The sequence below is a fragment of the Allobosea sp. genome, from assembly GCF_035999205.1.
Classification (GTDB): domain Bacteria; phylum Pseudomonadota; class Alphaproteobacteria; order Rhizobiales; family Beijerinckiaceae; genus Allobosea.
Genome location: NZ_DASYHA010000008.1, coordinates 26,122 through 46,327 on the forward strand (window position 1 = coordinate 26,122; position 20,206 = coordinate 46,327).

The window sequence follows — 20,206 nt, forward strand, 5'->3', positions numbered from 1 at the left end:
ATCCAATGTCAGAAACAGTTCTTATCACCGGTGCATCCGGCTTCGTCGGCGGCCACCTTACCCGGCTTTGCCTCTCGCGCGGTTACGAGACGATCGCGGTCGTCCGTCCCGGCCGCGCAGCCGCCGTGCAGGCCGGCGCTCGCGCGGTTGAGGCCGAACTCTATGACGATGCGGTCATCGCCGGCATCGTTCGCGCAGCAAACCCCACCATCATCATACATCTCGCCGCTTATGGGGTCGCGCCGCGCGATCGTGACCCGCTTATGATGCAGCGGGTCAATGTCGACCTCGGGGCCGCCCTGGTTCGGAGCGCGGCGGAATGCGGCGCCGTAGTCGTCTCCGCGGGAAGCAATTCGGAGTATGCCGAGGCCGTTGATGTCCTGCGTCTTGACGAACGCGCCTCGCTGGACACCCGCAATCTCTACGGATCGTCGAAGGCGGCAGGAGGTCTGCTTGCGTTGGCGACGGCATCTGCCCTGCGCGTGCCGATCCGCCATATGCGTGTTTTCAACATATATGGTCCTGACGAAGCGCCGCACCGCCTCCTGCCGAGCCTGATTGCGCAACGCGACGGTACGGGCAGGATTTCGCTGTCGGAGGGGCGGCAAGTTCGAGATTACCTGCACGTCGAGGATGTCGCGGCGGGGCTTCTTGTAACGGCGGACCGACTTCGAAGCGGGGCTCTCGCCGGGACCGACGTGCTCAATCTCTGCACGGGTGTTGGCATCAGCATCCGTGAATTCGTGACGCTGGCTGCGCAGTCTCTGGGAATCGCCCCGGAGCGCCTCGGCTTCGGCGATCTTCCCATGCGCCCGGACGAGATCGCTCGCCTCGTCGGCAATCCCGACCGAATGAAATTTGATCTCGGCTGGGCCCCGATTTATGTTCCCGCCACCGGAATCCGGGCGGTGATCGGCGACTATGCGGCCCTTCGAAGGGAACCGCGGGCAAGGCGAGCAGGGGTAGGTCAGTGAAGGTTGTCATTCTCGCAGGCGGTTTCGGCACGCGCCTCTCGGAGGAAACGGACGTAAGGCCCAAGCCGCTCGTCGAAATCGGCGGGAAGCCGATCCTCTGGCATATCATGAAGATGTATGAAGCTGCCGGCCTGACAGATTTTATTATCTGTTGCGGTTATAGGGGGCAGATGATCAAACATTATTTTGTAAATTACTTTATGGAGAACTACGACATCGAGGTTGACCTCGGTGCAAACAAACTAAAGTTCCTCGGGCATCCGAGCGAGCGCTGGAAAGTGACGATGGTCGATACCGGCGCCGACAGCATGACCGGTGGCCGGGTCAAGCGTGTTGCGCACTTGCTCAATAACGAGACCTTTTGCCTGACCTACGGCGACGGTGTTTCCGATGTCGATCTCGCCAAGGTCATAGCGCACCACCGCGAGAATGGCCGGGCGGCAACGATTACTGCGGTGCCGTCGCCAGGACGCTTTGGCATTTTGGAGCTCGAAGGCTCCGCAGTAGCGAATTTTCGCGAGAAGCCGGCCAACGAAATGGGCTGGATCAATGGCGGGTTCTTTGTTCTGGAGCCGTCTGTTCTCGATCTCGTAACATCCGATGCGACGGTATGGGAACGAGAGCCGCTGGAAGCCTTGGCCAAGACGGGCCAGCTTTCGGCGTACCGCCATACGGGCTTCTGGCGGCCCATGGATACTCTGCGCGACAAGCGGGACCTCGAGGGCATGTGGGCGAGCGGCAAGGCACCCTGGAAACTCTGGTCGTAGACTTCCGCCATCCGAGGGCATTTCGCTCGTCGTTGATCAACGCTTTTGGAAAGAGTTCAAGTTCGATGCTTAGCAAGATTGCGCAGATGTTTCGCGGAACATCGCAGCCGCCGGAGCCGCCTCCGCACGCGTCTCTGACGGCAAAGATCGATGAATTTCCGCGAGATCTGCATCTTGGCTGCGGAGGGCGTCGAGCGCCGGGTTTTTGTAATGTCGACATCACGCCGCAGGACTCTGTCGATATCTGCGACAACGTGGTTACACTTCAGCGGTTTCCCGACAATTATGCCAACTCGATCTATGCTTGCCATGTGCTGGAGCACTTCTCCCACGCCGAGGCGCCCGAGGTTCTGAAGACATGGTTTCGGGTGCTGGCACCGGGTGGAACGATCCGGATATCGGTTCCCGATATTGACCGGATCGTCAAAATCTACGTCAAGAATTGGGAGCACTTCCAGAAGGACGGCCATTCGCCTTGGATTGGTCTTCTGTACGGCGGCCAGACGGACCAGTACGATTTCCATAAGACAGGCTGGAACTTCTGCTGGATGTCTCACATCATGCGCGGCATCGGCTTCGTCGATATGCAGGAGTACGCGCATGAGCCACATTTCATCGCCCCTGGCTTCTGGGACAATTCGCTGGCTCATGAGCCGTTCGGTGAATTCCTGTCGTTGAACTTGCTGGCTAGAAAGCCGAAGGCGGATGGCTGATTGCGATCTTGCCGGATGCGAGCATGGCGATCGTAGGATCTGAGAGCGCCGTTCTGCTCTAAGCTCGGCGGTGGATCCTGCGACGACACGGATCGGCGATGACCTTCTCCAACCTTCACAACCACGGCTTCATCCGCCTCGCCTGTGCCGCGCCACGGCTGAAGGTTGCCGATCCCGCCTTCAACCTCGCCGAGACGGTGCCGCTGCTGCGCCGGGCGGATGAGGGTGGGGCTTCGGTCGTACTCTTTCCCGAGCTCGGACTCAGCGCCTACGCGATCGACGATCTTTTGCTGCAGAGCGCACTGCTCGATGCGGTGCTGGCTTCCCTCGCGGGTTTGGTCGAGGAGAGCCGCAGCCTGCGCGCGGTCGCCGTTGTCGGCGCGCCGCTGCGGGTTGACGGGCGGCTATTCAATTGCGCCGTGGCGATCCATCGCGGCCGCATCCTCGCCGTCGTCCCGAAGACCTATCTGCCGAACTACCGCGAATTCTACGAACGCCGCCAGTTCGCCTCGGGGGAGCGCGCCGGCGTCACCTCGATCCAGCTTTGCGAGCAGGATGTGCCCTTCGGCACCGATATCCTGCTGACTGCTTCCGACGTTCCCGACCTCGCGATCCATATGGAGATCTGCGAGGATGTCTGGATGCCGGTGCCGCCGAGCTCGTTTGCGGCGCTCGCCGGCGCGACGGTGCTGCTCAACCTCTCGGCCTCCAACGTCACCATCGGCAAGTCGGACTGGCGCCACACGCTCTGCAAAGCCCATTCCGGCCGTTGCATCGCGGCCTATGCCTATTCGGCGGCGGGGCCCGGCGAATCCACCACCGATCTCGCCTGGGACGGGCAGGCGATGGTCTATGAGAATGGCGCGCTGCTGGCGGAAGCGCAGCGCTTCGCCGCTGAGCCGCAACTGATCTTTGCCGATATCGACCTGGAGCGGCTGGCGCTCGACCGCATCCGCATGAACACCTTCGGCGACAATGCCGATGCCTTGCGCGATCGCCTGGCGTTCCGCCGCGTCTCCTTCGCGCTCGAGCCGGATCGCGAGACGGATCTCGGCCTGATGCGCGAGGTCGAGCGCTTCCCCTTCGTCCCGAGCGACGACGCAAGGCTGAACGAGCTCTGCTTCGAGGCCTACAACATCCAGTCGCACGGCCTGCGCAAGCGGCTGCAGAGCGCGCATGTCGAGAAGCTCGTCATCGGTGTTTCCGGCGGCCTCGATTCGACGCAGGCGCTGCTGGTCGCCGCCGACACCATGGATGCGCTGGGCCTGCCACGGGCGAACATCCTCGCCTATACGCTGCCCGCCTTCGCCACCAGCGCTGGCACCAAGACCAATGCCTGGCGGCTGATGAAGGCGCTCGGCGTCACCGCGGCCGAGATCGACATGACGCCGGCCTGCCGGCAGATGCTGGTCGACATCGGTCACCCCTTCGCCGAGGGCGAGCCCGTCTACGACATCACCTTCGAGAATGTGCAGGCGGGCGCGCGGACCTCGCTGCTGTTCCGCCTCGCCAACCAGAACAATGGCCTCGTCCTCGGCACGGGCGACCTCTCGGAGCTGGCGCTCGGCTGGTGCACCTATGGCGTCGGCGATCACATGTCGCATTACAACGTCAACGGCTCGGTCTCGAAGACGCTGATTCAGCATCTGATCCGTTGGGTCGCGCAGTCGGATCGCTTCGGGCCGGATGCTTCGGCGGTGATGGAGGACATCCTGGCGACCGAAATCTCGCCGGAGCTCGTCCCGGGCGACGGAGACAAGCCGGCGCAGAGGACCGAGGATTTCGTCGGCCCCTACGCCTTGCAGGATTTCAACCTGTTCTACACGACGCGCTACGGTTTCAGGCCGAGCAAGGTCGCCTTCCTCTCGCAGCATGCCTGGGCGGATGCGGCGCGTGGCGACTGGCCGCCGCATATGGAAGCCTCGAAGAAGCTCGCCTACGATCTCGCGACGATCAAGAAATGGCTGCGCGTCTTCGTCCGGCGCTTCTTCGAGACGAGCCAGTTCAAGCGTTCGGCGGTGCCCAACGGCCCGAAGGTCTCCTCAGGCGGCTCGCTCTCGCCGCGCGGCGACTGGCGCGCGCCGAGCGACGCCTCCGCCGCCGCATGGCTGGCCGATCTGGAGCGCATCCCGGATTAGCGCCGGGGCATTCCGGAACGCTGCTTTGCACCACCTGCTTGCACAAGCACCGAAAGCCCCGACCGGCCTTGAGGCCGCGGGATTCTCGAGCTTGAAGCGTATCCGAGGGGATGCGTGGGACGAGGTGGCGTCGCAGTCGACGGCTGCGTGCCGATGTCGATGTCGAACGTCGTGTCGAGGCAGCGTCGTCGGCCGCCGCCTCGTCCCGCGCGCAGGTCTTTGATGCCGCCAGATCGCCTTCTGGTTATCCGTGCCACGGGTCGCGCGGCCTGACTCACCCGCGCGATGACGATCTGCGCCTCCGCCGCCTCGGCCCGCAACGGCCTCGAATGGCGAAACCCGCAACCCCGCCCGGCCGCACGATGCCTCGCGACAGCCCCCTTGGTCGGGCGGAGTGAGAGGAGGATAGGCATGGGTTCGGGCTGCGGGGATAAGTTTTCGCGGGAGCCGCGACGCCTCTTCCCTTCTCCCGGATGGGAGAAGGTGGCGCGGAGCGCCGGATGAGGGTCTGCCGGTGCAGCAAAAGGGTGCCACGGCTCCGTTCCACTTCAACGATCAGCGGCGGTCCCTCACCCCTGCCCCTCTCCCATTTGGGAGAGGGGGTCCCCGCACATTCTGCTGAAGCGGCCCGCGCGGCGGTGGGGGCCGCTGGCCCGAAGCTTCTCCCGGCCAGCAGGCGCGGCTCGCCGCAAGCGAAAGCCAGGCCCAATCCGCGATTCGGCGAGTCCAGGAGATCGATCCGCGCTGGCAACCGCCGGCGAGCATGTCGGAAGGGATCGAGGGCGCGATCCTGAGTAATCAGGCCGCACTCCGACAGGCGGCAGCGCGCCTGCGCGAACTGAGCGGCAGAGGGATCGGCGAAGGGCCGTTTGCGCGGGAGTCGATTCCAGCACGAGGACCAGGAAGGATGCGCGAAAGTGAGCAGAGGGAGATCGAGTTCATCGGCCGCTTGTTCGGTTGCCACACTTGCGGCACCACTGAGTCCGGGACAGCAAACGGGCGATTTATCGGAGATCACCAACTACCTAGCTCGATGAGCCCTGCAGGGGCCGGTCAACGAATACTGCCCCACTGCAAATCCTGCAGTGCGAAGCAAGGTGGGTTCGTTAATTCATTCAAAGGTAGGCGATGATGAATATTCAAAGAATTCAACCGAACAATGGAATCATCTTCGTTTGCGGTGATGGAGACGTTGAGGTGCCCTATGATCAGATCGATCCCAAAACATCGCTCGTCGCAGCGTCCCGCACGATGCTGATCGTGTGCGTTCTGGCCGAGGTCGAGGGCGAAACTGAACTGACTTTCGGCCGCAGCAGCGAAGTCGATCCCGGCTGGCCACCGGGATTCGTCGGGGCGATTGCAACTCCGACGCGGCGATTGATCATTCACGACGTGAACAATCAGGTCATAGCGCAGCAGTCGAACGTCCCCGACATCACGCGTCTGCGAATCTGGTTCAGCCATCCGCGCTGGCCGGAGCGGGTGCTGATCGGAGTCGACTGACGCTCCGGCAGGCGTCAGGACCGCCCGCCATCCACCGATAGGACCTGCCCGGTGATCCAGCCCGCTTGTTCGCTCAGGAAGAACAGGGTCGCCGCCGCGATGTCCGCTGGTGTGCCGAGCCGGCGGGTGTGGATGCCCTCGACCAGGCGCTTCTGCCCCTCGGGTCCATAGCTCTCCCATTGCCGCTCGGTCGCCGGGTTGGAGCGCACGAATCCGGGCGCCACCGAATTCACGGTGATGCCGTGCGGCCCGAATTCCCATGCGAGCTGCTTGGTCAGGCCGACCAGCGCATGCTTGGCCGAGGAATAGGCCTGGATGCCCGTCAGGCTCGGGCGCAGGCCGGCGCCCGACGAGATCGTCACGATACGGCCATGGCCGGTGGCTTTCATCGCCGGCGCGGCCGCCTGCGCCAGGAAGAAGGCGGCATCGACATTGGCGGCGAAGATCACCCGCCAGTCGGCTTCCGAAATCTCCTCGATCGGCCGGCCGACCTGCCCGCGCACCCCGCCGGCGGCATGGACGAGAAGCTCGAGCCGGCCGCTCTGCGCGACGATGCCGTCGATCAGGGCGGCAGCGCCTTCGGCCGAGCCGAGATCAACGGCATGCGGGATGGCACCGATCGCGGCCGCGGTGGCGGCGACGCCTTCGGCGTCGATATCGGCGAGATGGACGGTGGCACCGGCCTCGACCAGTGCGGCTGCGATGGCGCGGCCGATGCCCTGCGCTGCGCCGGTGACGAGCGCTATGCGGTTGTCAAAACGGATCTGCATCTGTCGATCAGCACTTTCAGTGTCTCGAAGGATTGCGGCCGCCGGCCGCCCTCGACGTCATGGATCAGGGCAACGAGCGTCTCGGTCGCCGGTGTCGGCACGCCCGCCTCGCGCCCGAGCGCGGCGATGATGCCGATCTGCGGATCGACCTCGGTCTTGCGCTTGCGCACGGCAAGATCGCGCCAGATGCCGGAATGGGTCTTGGCCGTCTTCGCGGTGTAGTCGGCGAGCCAGGCGATGGTCTCGATCTGCGGATATTCCGGCTGGCCCGGCGCGAACACCATCGGGTCGAACTCGCCGAAGCCGAGCGTCTTGACGCCGCGCGCGGCGGCGACCGCCGCGACTTCCTGCCCGAGCGCCAGCCAGACGACGAGGCGCTGCGGATCGGCGAAGTTCGCCGACATCGAATCTCCGGTGAGCGCCGTGCCGAACAGCATCGCGCCATAGGAGAGCTTGCCCCAGAGATAGCCCCAGATATTGGTCGTCAGGATCGAGGCCGGCTCGAAGGCGAGCATCAGCTTGTGCATCTCGATCGCGCGCGGCGTGATCTGCCCGTCGATCTCGCCGACGACGACGGCGCCGGCATTGCCGTAGAGGATCTCGCCCGGCCCGTGCCAGTCGGCCCCGAAATTGACGAAGCAGCCCATGGTCCGCTCCGCACCGACCTGCGCGGAAATGGCGATCTCGTTGAGCCCGTTCTGCGCCGAGAGCACGAAGCCGTCGTCTGCGAGATGGGGCGCGAGCGCGGCGGTCGCCGCTTCGGTCGCGCCGGCCTTCACCGCCAGCACGATGCGCTTGTAGGTGCCGGTCAGCTCGGCCGGCGTCACTGCCGGAATGACCTGCCTGAATTCCTCGATCGGGCCGGTGATCGAGACCCCGGTCGTGCGGCAGGCCTCGACATGCTCGGGCACGATGTCGACGAGCAGCACCGGAACGCCGGCGCGGGCCCAATAGGCGCCGAGCGTGCCGCCGATCGCGCCGGCGCCCCAGATCAGGATGGGTTCTTCCGTGCTCATGCCTGCCCCGCGATCTCGACCTCGCCATGGGTCGCGACATGGACGAGCCCGTCCGGCGTCACCCAGCCGCGATACATGCCGTCCGTGTTGTAGGGGGCGACGATCGCACCGCCGGCGTCGATCGCAACGAGCCCCGCGCCGATCTCATGGGCGGTGAGCTCGGCCAGGACCGCGTTGCTCGCCTCCTCGAGCGGCAAGCCCTTGTAGGCGATGAGCGAGGCCAGTTCGTGCCCGACGCAGTAGCGGATGAAGTACTCGCCCTTGCCGGTGCCGGAGACGGCGCAGCGTCCGTCGCGGGCATAGGTGCCGGCGCCGATGATCGGTGAATCGCCGACGCGTCCGACCGGTTTGTTGGTGTAGCCGCCGGTCGAGGTCGCGGCCGCGAGATGGCCTTGGCTGTCGAGGGCGACGGCGCCGACCGTGCCGTGCTTTTCCGCCTCGCTCGCCTGGGACGCGGTGCCGACCAACTCGCGGATCTTCATCGCGGAGAGGTTCTTGCGGCGGCGCTCGGTCGAGAAATACGAGTTCTCGACCGTGTCGAGCCCTTCATGCGCGGCGAAGGTGTCGCCGGCCGCGCCCGCCAGCAGCAGCGGGTCGCCGCGCAGCATCAGGGCCTTCGCGGCGCTGATGGGATTGCGGATGCGCTTGACGCCGGCGAGCGCGCCCGCCGCCAGCGTCGCCCCGTCCATGATCGAGGCGTCGAGCTCATGCTCGCCGTCGCTGTTGAAGGCCGCGCCGTGGCCTGCGTTGAAATGCGGGGAATCCTCCATCACCCGCACGGCCGCCTCGACCGCGTCGACGGCACTGCCGCCCTTGGCCAGGATCGCCCAGCCGGCGCGCAGGGAGGCCGCGAGATCGGCCCGGGCCTCGGCCCATTCGGCCGCGGTCATTTCGGATTTGGGCAGCGTGCCGCAGCCACCATGGATGGCGAGAGCGATGGTCATGATGGAAAGTCCCGGATCTGTTCGAGCCCGTCATGCCCACCCTTGTGGCGGGCATTCAAGCCTGCGCCATGGCGCGCAACGAGCGAAGGCATGGGTGGTCGGAACGAACGCGACCACCCATGCGTTAGCGGAGCCTCACTTCTTGGCGGGCTTGATGTCCATCGCCAGCGTGTCCTCGTCTACGCGCGGGGCAATCGTGACCTTGTCCTTCTGCATGGCCCAGGCCGAGCCCACAGCGACGATCGGCAGGCGCGGGCGATCCTTGGCGACGATGGCATTGGCGTCGGAGAGCAGCTTGTTGCGCTTGGTTTCGTCGAGCTCGACCGCGGCGTCCTCGATCAGCTTGTCGAGCTCGGCGTTCTTGTAGCCGAGCACGTTGAAGGCGCCGAGCTTCTTGGCCGGGTCGTTGGAATGGACGACCGAGGACAGCGTGTAGTTGGCCTCGCCGGTCAATGTGCCCCAGCCGGACATGGCGAGCGAGTACTCGGCGCGGGTGCGGGCCGGGAAGAACACGGCCGCCGTCTGGGCGTTGGCGGTCACGTCGAGGCCGATACGGGCCAGCATCTGCGCCACAGAAGTGCCGACCTGACGGTCGCCCGGCAGGCGGTCATTGGTGAAGGAGAAGGTCGTCTTGAAGCCGTTGGGGTAACCGGCCTCCTCGAGCAGCTTCTTGGCTTTGGCGATGTCGACCTTCAGCGGCGGGAGGCTGGAGTTGAAGCCGGCGATGCTCGAGGTGACCAGCTGGTTGACCGGCGCACCGAGGCCTTCCATCGCGATCTCGACCAGCGCCGGACGGTCGATGGCGAGATCGATCGCCTCGCGCACCCGTGGATCCTGCAGCGGGTTCTTCGGCAGGGGCGAGCCGTCCTTGGCGCTGACCTGCGGGGACTTGTCGCGCAGGTCGATCTCCATGTTGAAGACGTAGACGGTATCCATCGTCGCGACCGAGAGCTTCGGGTCGCGCTTCAGCGTCGCGACGTCGGAGGCCGGCGCGCGCACGATGATGTCGACCTGGCCGGCCTTCAGCTGGGCGACGCGCGCGGCGTCGTTCGGCAGCTCCTTGCGCACCACCCGGGCCCAGGGCTCCTTCGGGCCCCAGTAGCCGTCGAAGCGATCGAGCACGAGCTGGTCCTTCGGCGTCCAGGAGACATATTTGTAGGGGCCGGTGCCGATCGCGGCCTTGCCCGAATTGAAGGTCTCGTTGGCATTGTCCTTGGTCAGGCCGGCCGCGGCCTTGGCCGAAACGATGAACAGGCGGATGAAGTCGTTGGGCAGGTTCGGCGCCGGGCCGTCGGTGACGATGTGGACCGTCAGCGGATCGATGATCTTCACCTCCTTGACGCGGCGGACATAGATCGTCGTCGGATTGGGCCCGGAGACCACCGGAACGCGCTCGATCGAGAACTTCACGTCCTCGGCGGTGAAGTCGGATCCGTCATGGAACTTGACGCCGGGACGCAGCTTGAACTCCCAGACGTCGGGGGCGATCGCCTTCCAGCTGGTGGCGAGCCGCGGCTCGATCTGCAGCTTGTCGCCGGACCAGGTCAGCGTGTCGAAGACGTGCTTCAGCGCCTCGGCATGGGTGCCGGTGGCGGTGAAATGCGGGTCGATCGAATCCGGGCCGGCGCGCACGCCGATTGTCAGGTTCTGCGCCAGCGCGGCCGTCGAGACGGAGGCTCCGAGCAAGAGGGCGAAGGCTGCGATGCTTGTGATGCGGGTCGTTGTCATGATGCTGTTCCCTCTTTTTCGAGATCGGTCGGCCAGGTCGGGGAGGCGATGACGAGCTTGTCCATCAGCTCGCAAAGCTGGCGTTGCTCGGCTTCGGTCAGCGCCGACAGCATGGCTGTCTGCTGCTGCACCATCAGGGGCATGGTTTCCTCGAAGATCGCCCGGCCTTGCGCGGTCAGGTAGAGCACGAAACTGCGCAGGTCTTCGCGATCGGTCTCGCGCCGCAGCAGGCGGCGTTGCAGCAGGCGCTGGATCGAGCGGCTGAGCGTGTTCTTCGGCAGGCCCGACGAGGCGACAATGTTCTTGGCCGCGACGCCGTCGCGCAGGCCCACCGCATAGAGCGCGACGAATTCGGGCCGCACGAGGCCGTAGCGCGTCTCGATCCAGCGATAGACCGGGTCGTTGAAGCGGAAGGCGACGAAGTTCAGTCGGAAGGACAGCCAGCAGGGATTGTCCCACAGCTTGGTGACGGTCAGCGGGTCGAGCTCGTGCAGTGCCTGTTCGCGCTCCGGACCGACACGCGAAAGGGCTGTCGGCGCATGCCGCATACCCAGGCCCTCCCTGCTTCCAGTTTAGTTCCAAATGGAACTTGACGCTGTGGAATGCCAGAGTCAAGGATACCGGGAAGAAACATGATCGAGCGTCGGCGGTCCCGCAAACCGATTTTCCGGCCGTCGCTCGCGATTTGCCAAAATGGCTCCGAGCCAGAATGCCCAAGCAAGGATCAGGCCGTGCGCGTCGCCGAGATGAACTGGATGCAGATTGAAGCGCAGGCGAAGCGCGACGATCGCTGTGTCCTACCGTTGGGCTGTGTCGAGCAGCACGCCTATCTCAGCCTCGCCACCGACGCGATCCTGGCCGAGAAGGTGGCGAATGACGCAGCCGAACCGCTCGGCCTGCCGGTCTTCCCCGTGCTGGCCTACGGCATGACGCCGGGCTTCGCCGCCTATCCAGGCACCGTCTCGCTGCGCATGAGCACCTATGCCGCCGTCATGGAGGACATGCTCGAGGCGTTCTATCGCTCGGGATTTCGTCGCATCGTCCTGGTCAACGGCCATGGCGGCAATTCCCCGGTCATGACCCTCGCGACGGAGTGGATGGGCAAGCGCCCCGATGCCAGCGTCAGGCTGCACAACTGGTGGGCCGGCCCCCGCTTCCAGGCGGCGGTGCAGGCGGTCGATCCGGCGGCGTCGCATGCCTCCTGGATGGAGAATTTCCCCTGGACGCGGCTGGAAGGCGTCGCGATGCCGGATGCTTTCAAGCCCCCCTTCAACGCCCCCGCCTATCAGGCTGCCGGCCCGTCAAAGAAGCGCGAGCTCCTCGGCGACGGCAATTTCCACGGCCGCTACCAGCGATCCGACAACGAGATGCTCAGCCTTTGGCAGGTTGGCGTCGAGGAGACGCGCGCCGCCATGACGGAGAACTGGCCGTGAGGGCGGGGCGGCTCATCCCGGGGACGCCATGTTAGGTCACGTCCTCGGCAGGCTGGGACAGGCTCTCGTCGTCATGCTCGTCATGTCGGCGCTGGTCTTCGTCGGCGTCTACGCCATCGGCAACCCGATCGACGTGCTGATCGGCCCGGATGTCAGCCAGGATATCCGGCTCGAGACGATCGCGCGCTACGGGCTCGACCAGCCGCTCTGGCGCCAGTACTTCACCTTCCTCGGCCGCATCCTGCACGGCGACTTCGGCCGTTCCTTCGTCTTCGGCATGCCGGTGCTCGACCTGATCCTGTCGCGGCTGCCGGCGACGCTGGAACTGACGCTGGCGGCGGTCTTCGGTGCGGCGCTGATCGGCATTCCCGCCGGCATCTATGCCGGCTACCGGCCGGACAGCTTCGTCGCCAAGGCGATCATGACGATCTCGATCCTCGGCTTCTCGGTGCCGACCTTCTGGATCGGGCTGGTGCTGATCCTGACCTTCGCCGTCGAGCTGCAATGGCTGCCGGCCGGCGGGCGCGGCGCCACTATCGCGATCTTCGGCGTCGAATGGAGCTTCCTGACCGCCAACGGCCTCAGCCATCTGCTGCTGCCGGCCGCCAACCTCGCCTTCTTCAAGCTCGCCTTGATGACGCGCCTGGCCCGGGCCGGCACCCGCGAGGCGATGCTGTCGGATACCGTCAAATTCGCCCGCGCCGCTGGCCTCTCCGAATGGACCGTGCTGCGCCGGCACGTGCTGCGGCTGATCGCGATCCCGCTGGTCACCGTCTTCGGGCTCGAATTCGCCTCGACGCTCGCCTTCGCCGTGGTCACCGAGACGATCTTCTCCTGGCCCGGCATCGGCAAGCTGATCATCGACTCGATCACCTCGCTCGATCGGCCGGTGATGGTCGCCTATCTGATGCTCGTCTCCTTCGTCTTCATCATGATCAACTTCCTCGTCGATCTCGCCTATGTCGGGCTCGATCCGCGGTTGCGCCGGGCGGGTTCGCGATGAGCCAGATCTCCTCAGCCAAGCCCGCTCCTGCGACGCCCGCTTCGACGAGGCAGGTCTCGCCCGCCGCCCGCTTCTGGGCCGAGTTCCGCGAGAGCAAGGTCGCGGTCGCGGCTCTTGCCGTGGTCGTACTGATGCTCGGCGTCGCGATCTTTGCGCCGCTGGTCGCGCCGCAGAACCCCTACGACCTTGCCAACCTCGTCCTGACCGACGCCCGCCGCCCACCGGGTTATGTCGGCTCGGGGGGCTACACCCACATCCTCGGCACCGATGCGCAGGGCCGCGACCTGTTCTCGGCCATCCTTTACGGCCTGCGGATCTCGCTCCAGATGGGGCTGATCGCTGGTTCGCTCGCCTTCGTCGTCGGGGCGACGCTCGGCGTCGGCGCGGCCTATATCGGCGGCCGTTGGGAAGCCTTCATCATGCGGGTGATCGATCTCCAGCTCGCCTTCCCGGCGATCCTGCTCGCGCTCGTCCTTTCCGCGCTGCTGGGGCAGGGCAAGGCCCAACTCATCGCGGCGCTGGCAGCGGCGCAATATGCCTATTTCGCCCGCACCGCCCATGGCGCTGCATCGGCCGAACGTGGCAAGGACTATGTCGAGGCCGTGCTCTCGACGCCCTTGCCGGCCTGGCGCGTAGTGCTGAAGCACATCTTCCCGAACTGCCTGCCGCCGCTGATCGTGGTCGCGACGGTGCAGGTGGCGAACGCCATCGCGCTCGAGGCGACGCTCTCCTTCCTTGGCGTCGGCCTGCCTGTCACCGAGCCCTCTCTCGGCATGCTGATCTCGAACGGCTTCCAGTACATGCTCTCCGGTCGCTACTGGATCTCGATCTATCCCGGCATCGCGCTGATCATGCTGATCGTCGCGATCAACCTCGTCGGCGATCGCATCCGCGACCAGGTCAATCCGAGGCTGAAGCGATGAGCGGGGCGCCTCTCCTGGAGGTCATCGACCTCGCGACGCATTTCCATGCCCGCGCCGGCGTGGTGAAGGCGGTCGATGGTGTTTCGTTCAGCCTCGCTCGTGGCGAGGTGATGGGCCTGGTCGGCGAGTCCGGCTCGGGCAAGAGCATCACCGGCTTTTCGATTATCGGCCTGATCGATCCGCCCGGCCGCGTCGAGCACGGCTCGATCAAGCTGGAAGGGCGCGAGCTCGTCGGCCTGCCGCCGGCTGAGCTGCGCGCCATTCGCGGCAAGAGCATCTCGATGGTCTTCCAGGACCCGATGATGACGCTGAACCCGATGCTGACCATCGGTGCCCAGATCGGGCTGGCGCTGGAGGCGCATGAGACCGTCTCGGCAGCCGAACGCCGCAGCCGCGCGATCGCAGCGCTGGCCCAGGTTCGCATCCCCGAGCCGGAGACCAAGGTCGATTTCTACCCGCACCAGTTCTCCGGCGGCATGCGCCAGCGCGTCGCGATCGCGATTGCGCTGCTGCACCGGCCGAAGCTGATCATTTGCGACGAGCCGACCACCGCGCTCGACGTCTCGATTCAGGCCGAGATCCTGGCCGAGATGAAGGAGCTGGTCGCCGAGCTCGGCACCGCCCTGATCTGGATCAGCCACGATCTCGCGACGGTCGCCTCGATCGCAGACCATGTCTGCGTCATGCGCTACGGCAAGATCGTCGAGGCCGGGCCGGTGCTCGATGTGCTGACCCGGCCGCAGCATCCCTATACGCAAGGGCTGCTCGACGCGCTGCCGTCACGGGCGAAGCCGGGCGCCTTGCTCGCTCGTGGTGCCGGCACGGATGCGGCGCCGCCTCCGCGTGCTGCGAGGGAGGAAGAGGCGCGGAAGTCCGCTGCGGGCGTCCCCTATGTGGTGGTCGACGCTGTCGGCAAGCGCTTCCAGCGCAAGTCGGGCGTCCTGCGCCTGTTGGGGCAGAGGCTCGGCATTGCCCGGCCGCTGCCGGTGGTGCAGGCGGTGGATGCCGTCAGCCTGTCGCTGTCGCGCGGCGAGGCGCTTGGGTTGGTCGGCGAATCCGGCAGTGGCAAGTCGACGCTCGGGCGGATGGTCGCCGGCATCTATGCGCCTGACAGCGGCCATGTCCTGCTCGATGGCGAACGCGTGATGAGCGAGGGCGAGCGCGCCCACAAGATCACGACGCGCATCCAGACGATCTTCCAGGACCCCTTCGCCTCGCTGAATCCGCGCATGCGGATCGGCGACAGCATCGCGGAGGGCCCGCTCGCCCATGACCTCGTCAGCCGGGCAGAAGCCGGGCCCTATGTCGCCCAATGGCTCGCCGCGGTCGGGCTAGACCCCGCCTTTGCCGGCCGCTACCCGCACCAGTTCTCCGGCGGCCAGCGCCAGCGTGTCGCGATCGCCCGCGCGCTCGCGATGCAGCCCGACGTCGTGGTCTGCGATGAGCCGGTTGCGTCTCTCGACGTTTCGATCCAGGCCCAGATCATCAATCTGCTGATCCGGCTGCGGCAGGAGCTCGGCCTGACGCTGCTGTTTATTTCCCACGATCTCTCGGTGGTGCGCCATCTCTGCGACCGCGTCGCGATCATGCATCGCGGCAAGATCGTCGAGAGCGGCCCGGCCGGCGAGGTCTACGAAAACCCCCGCGACGCCTATACGAAGCGGCTGCTGGCAGCGGTGCCAGTGTTGCCAGTGGCTTCGCCGTAGCGCGTCGTCATTCTCGGGAGAAGCGGAGCGCAGACCCGGGAATCTCCTGCCACAGATGCCCGGGTCGAGCCCGGGCATGACGAGCTTGACCAAGGAGACCATCATGTCCGAACCCGAACTCCTTCCCTGGCAGTGGCCGGAAGAGACCTGGCGCGCCAAGGTCGATCGCGTCCGCGCCGGCCGCAACCTCAAGCCGGCCAAGTGGAAGAACGGCGCCCGCTGCGCTGTCGCGCTGTCCTTCGACGTCGACCACGAGACCAACGAATTGCGCGATGGCGGCACGTCGGTCGGGCGGCTCTCCTGGGGGCAGTATGGCAACCGCGTCGGCATGCCGCGCATCCTCGATCTCATGAAGAAGGAGGACATCCAGGCGACCTTCTTCGTGCCGGCCGTGACCGCTCTGCTCTATCCCGACGAACAGCGCCGGGTCATCGCGGAAGGGCATGAGATCGGCCTCCATGGCTGGATCCACGAGGTCAACACCGCCGTCCCGCCGGATGCCGAGCGCGAGCTGCATCTGCGTTCCGCCGACACGCTGGAGAAGGTCACGGGCGTCCGCCCCGTCGGCATGCGCACGCCGTCCTGGGATTTCTCGGAGGTGACGCTCTCGGTCGAGCGCGAGCTCGGCCTGCTCTACGATTCCTCGCTCTTCGCCGACGATGACCCCTATGAGATCGTCGAGAAGGGCGAGGCGACCGGCATGGTCGAATTGCCGGTCGAGTGGATCCGCGACGACGCGGTCTATTTCAACATGAACCGCTTCCAGGCGCTGCGACCCTACACGCCGCCCGAGGCCGTGTTCGACATCTTCCGGCGCGAGTTCGACCGCGCCTATGCCGAGGGCGGGCTGTTCCTGCTCACCATGCACCCGCATGTCATCACCTACCGCTCGCGCATCTGGATCCTCGAGAAGCTGATCGCGCACATCAAGGAGATGCCGGATGTCTGGTTCGCCAGCCATGCCGAGATCGCGGGTTATGTGAAGGATCAGGCGGGGATCTGAACGGCGATGCCGCGTCGAGATCGGGAGCAAGTCGACGCGGCATGCTGATCGGGGCTGCCGCCTCAGCGTCCGCCGCGCTGCTCGCTGGCGGCGGCCTCGATCTCGGTCCGGCTGAGACCGATGTCCCTGAGTGTGCGGTTGTCGAGCCGAGACAGTTCGAGGTCGATCTGGCGGTTGCGCCGCCGTTCGGCGGCCCGTTCGCGGAAGCCGGCGATGGCTACGTTGATCCTGGCGAGCCAGGAGCGCCCAGATCCGGCATCGTCGGCGCCGGACGGTCGAGAGGCCTCGATGCGAGGCTGGCCGCCGGGTTGGGCAGGAGCTGGTGCGGCCGTTGTCGGGAGGGTGGGGAAGAGGGTTCGGCTAGCGGGCCGGACTTCGCACATCTGCCGCCCCGGCCCGGTGCAGCCCGTGAAGCTCTCTTGTCTGAATGCGTACATGATTGTGGTCCTCGGAACGACCCGCGCCCCGGGATGAGGCGTCGCGGTCGGAGGACGGTTTAGGGTCTCGCCGATGGCACGGCTGTTCCCCGCGGGACAGACGAAAAGAGCGGTGCGGGACGTTGCACGCGGTGGCCCGACGATACGGAAAGCAGTGGTGCCGACGGCATTTTGGCCGGAACAAGGTCCGATTTTCGCCGTTTTTGGTTCAGGACGGGTTCAGCGCATCCGGCGTGTTCTCGTCCGCAGTTGAACTGGAAAACGGAACTCATGACGCGTACCAAGAGCTGGCTTCTGGTCGGTACCATCCTTCCCGCCGTGGCCCTGTCGCAGGGCGGTTTCGCGGCTCCTGCGACCACGCTTCCCCCCTCTTTCGAGATTGCCCAGGCGCCGCCTGCGGCCGATGACGATCCCCGCCAGCCGGGCCAGCGCCGCGAGCGGCCACCCGGTCAACCGCGCGCGCCGGGGGCTCCCGAGGCGCCGGAGCGCGGCGGTCCGCGCGGCCCGGCACCCGCCAGCCCCCCGCCAGCGGTGCAGCGCCCGGCCGCTCCTCCCGCTCCCTCGGCGGCTCCACCCGCCGCGCCGAGGCCGCCTGCGCCGGCGCAGGTAGCTCCGCCGCAAGCCACTCCGTCCCAGGCAGCACCGCCTCGGGCCGCGCCGCCACAAGCTGCGCCCGAGCCGCGGCGGGAGCCGCCGATGCCGCGCGCGGCGCCGCCGATCACCGCTCCGGCCGCTCCCGCGCCTGGCCAGCCCTCGGCGCGCCCTGTGCCCGTGCCGCCGGCGGCCGATGTGCCTGCAACCCGCCCGACCCCGCCGCGTTCCCCGGCTGCCGAACCGGCCCGGCCTACGCCTCCGGCCGCCGCGCCGGCCCAGCGTGCGCCGCTGCCGGCGCCCGCGCCAGCCGCGCCGACGCCACCCGCTGCGGCTCCGCAGCAGGCCCCGGCTCAGCCGGGCGCTCCGGCCGCGCCGCGGACGCCGCCACAGACACAGTCGGCTCCGGCGCCCACGGCACCGTCGCAGGCCGCCCCGCCGGCCGCGCCCGCTGCACCGGCGCAGCCCTCAGCCGCGCCGCCGGCTCCCCAGGCCGCGCCCGCCGCCCCGCCGTCCGGAAGGGCGCCCGGCACACCACCTCCGCCGCGTGATGGCCAGCCGCGCCCCGGCCAGACCCAGGTCGCACCGCCGGCAGCGCCGGGTGCCGCGCCCGCGCAGCCGCCTGCGGCCGGCGTGGCTCCGGCTCCGGGCCAGCCGCCCACACCCGGCCAGCCTCCGGCTGTCGACCAGCGTCAGGGGCGTCGCGGCGGGATCGGGCTCGGCGGTGCCGCGGCGATCGGCATCGGTGCCGGCGTCATCGGCGGCATCATGGCGACGCAGGGCGCGGACCGGCTAGACGATGTCCGGGGCCGGCGCGAGGAGCGCCGCGAAGGCGATGTCACCATCATCCGCGAGCCCGGCCGCACCATCCTGCGGGACGATGACGGCAGGGCGATCATCCGTCGCGACGAGACAGAGCGCTTCCGCGACCTCGGCTGGCAGGGCCGGACCGAACGCGGAAACGGCGAAACGCGAACGGTCTACGACCGCCCCGACGGCACGCGGGTCGTGACCGTCACGGACGAGCAGGGCCGCCTGATCCGGCGTACCCGGTTCGATCGCGACGGGCGCGAGGTCGTCATCATCGACAACACGCTGCGCGACCGCCCGGGTCGCTTCGCCGACGAGGTCGTCGTGCTGGAGCGGCCGGACCTGCGCATCCCGCGCGAGCGCTACATCGTCGATGCCGACCGGGCCGATGAGAACCTGATCTACGAGACGATCATCGCCCCGCCGATCGCACCGCTGCCGCGCCGCTACACGCTGGACGAGGTCCGCTACTCGCCGGACCTGCGGGCCCGGATGCGCAGTGTCGACATCGACACGGTCACCTTCGAGACCGGCTCCTGGGATGTCGCACCCGGCCAGGCGCAGCGGCTCTCGGTCATCGCGGAGTCGATGCGCAGGGCGCTGCAGCGCTCGCCCAACGAGGTCTTCCTCGTCGAGGGCCACACCGATGCCGTCGGCTCCGACATCGACAACCTGTCGCTCTCGGACCGGCGGGCCCAGTCGGTCGCGGAGATCCTGACCAAGGATTTCGGCGTGCCGCCGGAAAACCTGACGACGCAGGGTTATGGCGAGCAGTACCTCAAGGTCGCGACCCAGGACGCAGAGCGCCAAAACCGGCGCGTGACGCTCCGGCGCATCACGCCGCTGCTGGCGGGGCAGGGCGGCTGATCGGAGGCGCTCGCCATTCGAAACCGACGAAGGCCGCCGCGAGGCGGCCTTCTTGTATGCCCTGCTGGAACTTGCGCGCGGTTCGCGTCGTTTCTCCTGCAAAGGCCCGTTCGAGGCCGTGCAACGGAATGCAGGGAGTCCATCGATGCAGATTCGAACCAGCGTCTCGGCCGGCCTGATCCTCGCCGGAACGACCATCGCCCCGATCGCCGCAAACGCCCAGACCATGATGCTTGCGCCGCTGCCGCCGCCGCGCCCCTTCGATCTCAAGCTCGCCAGCGCCGCGCCCACGCTCAATCCCGAAGCTGCCTTGCGCAGCAGTGTCGCCGCGCGCGACGGCGTCGAGCGGCGCCAGCCCATGGCGGTGGCTCATCGTCTGGATCGCGAGGTGCCGATGCCGCGCGCCGTCCCGTCGATCATGGCCCCCGCGCGCCCCTGACAGCTTAGCCTTCGCCGGCGGCGGTTCACGATCGGTCAAGCTTCTGCGCCTATGGCTGCGGCAGGAGGCGCCTTCATGAGTGACACCCTCGCCATCGCGCAGAGCTTCGCAGCCATGCAGGCCAGCGCCACGCAGCAGGCCCTGCAGACCGAGATGCTGCGGCAGCAGGCGGCCTCCGATCAGGCCGTCGTCACCCTGCTGCAGCAGAGCGCCGACCAGATGCAGGCGACCCTGCCGCCAGGGCAGGGCCAGTCGGTCGACGTCACCGTCTGAGGCGGTTGCGCATCGCCGTCCATCCGCCTAACCTCGCGATCGTTCCGAGGGGTGCTCGCAAGAGCTGAGATGGCCGTAAGGCCGAACCCATCGAACCTGATCCGGGTCATACCGGCGGAGGGACTGGAACGCGACGCAGCCCGGCTGCGTCCGCATCACAGCGCTTGA

At 67.0% G+C, this 20,206-nt stretch carries 19 protein-coding genes and 1 riboswitch; of the genes, 13 read left to right on the forward strand and 6 right to left on the reverse strand.

Annotation, left to right across the window (positions count from 1 at the left end; all coding sequences use genetic code 11):
* Positions 1 to 5 precede the first annotated feature (5 nt).
* The 5 genes from VGN82_RS01370 (at position 6) to VGN82_RS01390 (ending at position 6,095) form a co-directional block, all read left to right on the forward strand.
* Positions 6 to 974, forward strand: coding sequence for an NAD-dependent epimerase/dehydratase family protein (locus tag VGN82_RS01370; protein ID WP_327525188.1), 969 nt, complete (start codon positions 6 to 8; stop codon positions 972 to 974).
* Positions 971 to 1,741 carry a glucose-1-phosphate cytidylyltransferase gene (gene rfbF, locus VGN82_RS01375; protein WP_327525189.1) on the forward strand — a complete coding sequence of 257 codons (771 nt, stop codon included), beginning with the start codon at positions 971 to 973 and terminating at the stop codon, positions 1,739 to 1,741. Before VGN82_RS01370 ends, rfbF begins: the two co-directional genes overlap by 4 nt.
* Positions 1,742 to 1,806: 65 nt before the next feature.
* Positions 1,807 to 2,454, forward strand: a complete 648-nt coding sequence (locus VGN82_RS01380; protein ID WP_327525190.1) for a class I SAM-dependent methyltransferase — start codon at positions 1,807 to 1,809, stop codon at positions 2,452 to 2,454.
* Between the two features lie 98 nt (positions 2,455 to 2,552).
* Positions 2,553 to 4,592, forward strand: coding sequence for an NAD(+) synthase (locus VGN82_RS01385; RefSeq protein ID WP_327525191.1), 2,040 nt, complete (start codon positions 2,553 to 2,555; stop codon positions 4,590 to 4,592).
* A 1,128-nt stretch (positions 4,593 to 5,720) separates the two neighbouring features.
* A complete protein-coding gene (locus tag VGN82_RS01390; RefSeq protein ID WP_327525192.1) occupies positions 5,721 to 6,095 on the forward strand; it encodes a hypothetical protein in 375 nt (124 codons plus the stop codon).
* A gap of 14 nt (positions 6,096 to 6,109) precedes the next feature.
* Here the strand turns inward: VGN82_RS01390 and VGN82_RS01395 are convergent, their stop codons facing one another.
* From VGN82_RS01395 to VGN82_RS01415, 5 genes are all read right to left on the reverse strand, one after another.
* A complete protein-coding gene (locus tag VGN82_RS01395; RefSeq protein ID WP_327525193.1) occupies positions 6,110 to 6,865 on the reverse strand; it encodes an SDR family NAD(P)-dependent oxidoreductase in 756 nt (251 codons plus the stop codon).
* Positions 6,838 to 7,881: a ketopantoate reductase family protein gene (locus tag VGN82_RS01400; RefSeq protein WP_327525194.1), complete on the reverse strand. Its 1,044-nt coding sequence runs from the start codon at positions 7,879 to 7,881 to the stop codon at positions 6,838 to 6,840. The genes VGN82_RS01395 and VGN82_RS01400 overlap by 28 nt, the downstream gene beginning before the upstream one ends.
* Positions 7,878 to 8,828 (reverse strand): isoaspartyl peptidase/L-asparaginase family protein, encoded by a 951-nt coding sequence (locus tag VGN82_RS01405; RefSeq protein ID WP_327525299.1) that lies wholly within the window; start codon positions 8,826 to 8,828, stop codon positions 7,878 to 7,880. Before VGN82_RS01405 ends, VGN82_RS01400 begins: the two co-directional genes overlap by 4 nt.
* A 132-nt stretch (positions 8,829 to 8,960) precedes the next feature.
* Positions 8,961 to 10,553, reverse strand: coding sequence for an ABC transporter substrate-binding protein (locus VGN82_RS01410; protein ID WP_327525195.1), 1,593 nt, complete (start codon positions 10,551 to 10,553; stop codon positions 8,961 to 8,963).
* Positions 10,550 to 11,101 (reverse strand): MarR family winged helix-turn-helix transcriptional regulator, encoded by a 552-nt coding sequence (locus tag VGN82_RS01415; RefSeq protein ID WP_327525196.1) that lies wholly within the window; start codon positions 11,099 to 11,101, stop codon positions 10,550 to 10,552. The genes VGN82_RS01410 and VGN82_RS01415 overlap by 4 nt, the downstream gene beginning before the upstream one ends.
* 183 nt (positions 11,102 to 11,284) lie before the next feature.
* Here VGN82_RS01415 and VGN82_RS01420 point away from each other — a divergent pair, with 183 nt between their 5' ends.
* The 5 genes from VGN82_RS01420 (at position 11,285) to VGN82_RS01440 (ending at position 16,621) form a co-directional block, all read left to right on the forward strand.
* Positions 11,285 to 11,986 carry a creatininase family protein gene (locus VGN82_RS01420; protein WP_327525197.1) on the forward strand — a complete coding sequence of 234 codons (702 nt, stop codon included), beginning with the start codon at positions 11,285 to 11,287 and terminating at the stop codon, positions 11,984 to 11,986.
* 28 nt (positions 11,987 to 12,014) lie between these two features.
* Complete coding sequence (locus VGN82_RS01425) at positions 12,015 to 12,989, forward strand: ABC transporter permease (protein WP_327525198.1); 975 nt, start codon at positions 12,015 to 12,017, stop codon at positions 12,987 to 12,989.
* Positions 12,986 to 13,912, forward strand: coding sequence for an ABC transporter permease (locus VGN82_RS01430; RefSeq protein WP_327525199.1), 927 nt, complete (start codon positions 12,986 to 12,988; stop codon positions 13,910 to 13,912). Before VGN82_RS01425 ends, VGN82_RS01430 begins: the two co-directional genes overlap by 4 nt.
* Entirely contained in the window at positions 13,909 to 15,618 is a 1,710-nt protein-coding gene (locus VGN82_RS01435; protein ID WP_327525200.1) for an ABC transporter ATP-binding protein, read from the forward strand. Before VGN82_RS01430 ends, VGN82_RS01435 begins: the two co-directional genes overlap by 4 nt.
* Before the next feature lie 76 nt (positions 15,619 to 15,694).
* On the forward strand, positions 15,695 to 16,621 hold the full coding sequence (locus VGN82_RS01440) for a polysaccharide deacetylase family protein (protein WP_327525201.1): 927 nt from the start codon (positions 15,695 to 15,697) through the stop codon (positions 16,619 to 16,621).
* 62 nt (positions 16,622 to 16,683) lie between these two features.
* Here VGN82_RS01440 and VGN82_RS01445 read toward each other — a convergent pair whose 3' ends face one another.
* Complete coding sequence (locus VGN82_RS01445) at positions 16,684 to 17,058, reverse strand: DUF1127 domain-containing protein (protein ID WP_327525202.1); 375 nt, start codon at positions 17,056 to 17,058, stop codon at positions 16,684 to 16,686.
* A 1,224-nt stretch (positions 17,059 to 18,282) separates the two neighbouring features.
* Here VGN82_RS01445 and VGN82_RS01450 point away from each other — a divergent pair.
* The 3 genes from VGN82_RS01450 (at position 18,283) to VGN82_RS01460 (ending at position 20,038) form a co-directional block, all read left to right on the forward strand.
* Positions 18,283 to 19,326: an OmpA family protein gene (locus VGN82_RS01450; protein ID WP_327525203.1), complete on the forward strand. Its 1,044-nt coding sequence runs from the start codon at positions 18,283 to 18,285 to the stop codon at positions 19,324 to 19,326.
* A gap of 52 nt (positions 19,327 to 19,378) precedes the next feature.
* Positions 19,379 to 19,765 carry a hypothetical protein gene (locus VGN82_RS01455; RefSeq protein ID WP_327525204.1) on the forward strand — a complete coding sequence of 129 codons (387 nt, stop codon included), beginning with the start codon at positions 19,379 to 19,381 and terminating at the stop codon, positions 19,763 to 19,765.
* Positions 19,766 to 19,840: 75 nt separating this feature from the next.
* Entirely contained in the window at positions 19,841 to 20,038 is a 198-nt protein-coding gene (locus tag VGN82_RS01460) for a hypothetical protein (protein WP_327525205.1), read from the forward strand.
* 37 nt (positions 20,039 to 20,075) lie between these two features.
* Positions 20,076 to 20,179: riboswitch (TPP riboswitch) on the forward strand.
* Positions 20,180 to 20,206: the final 27 nt, after the last annotated feature.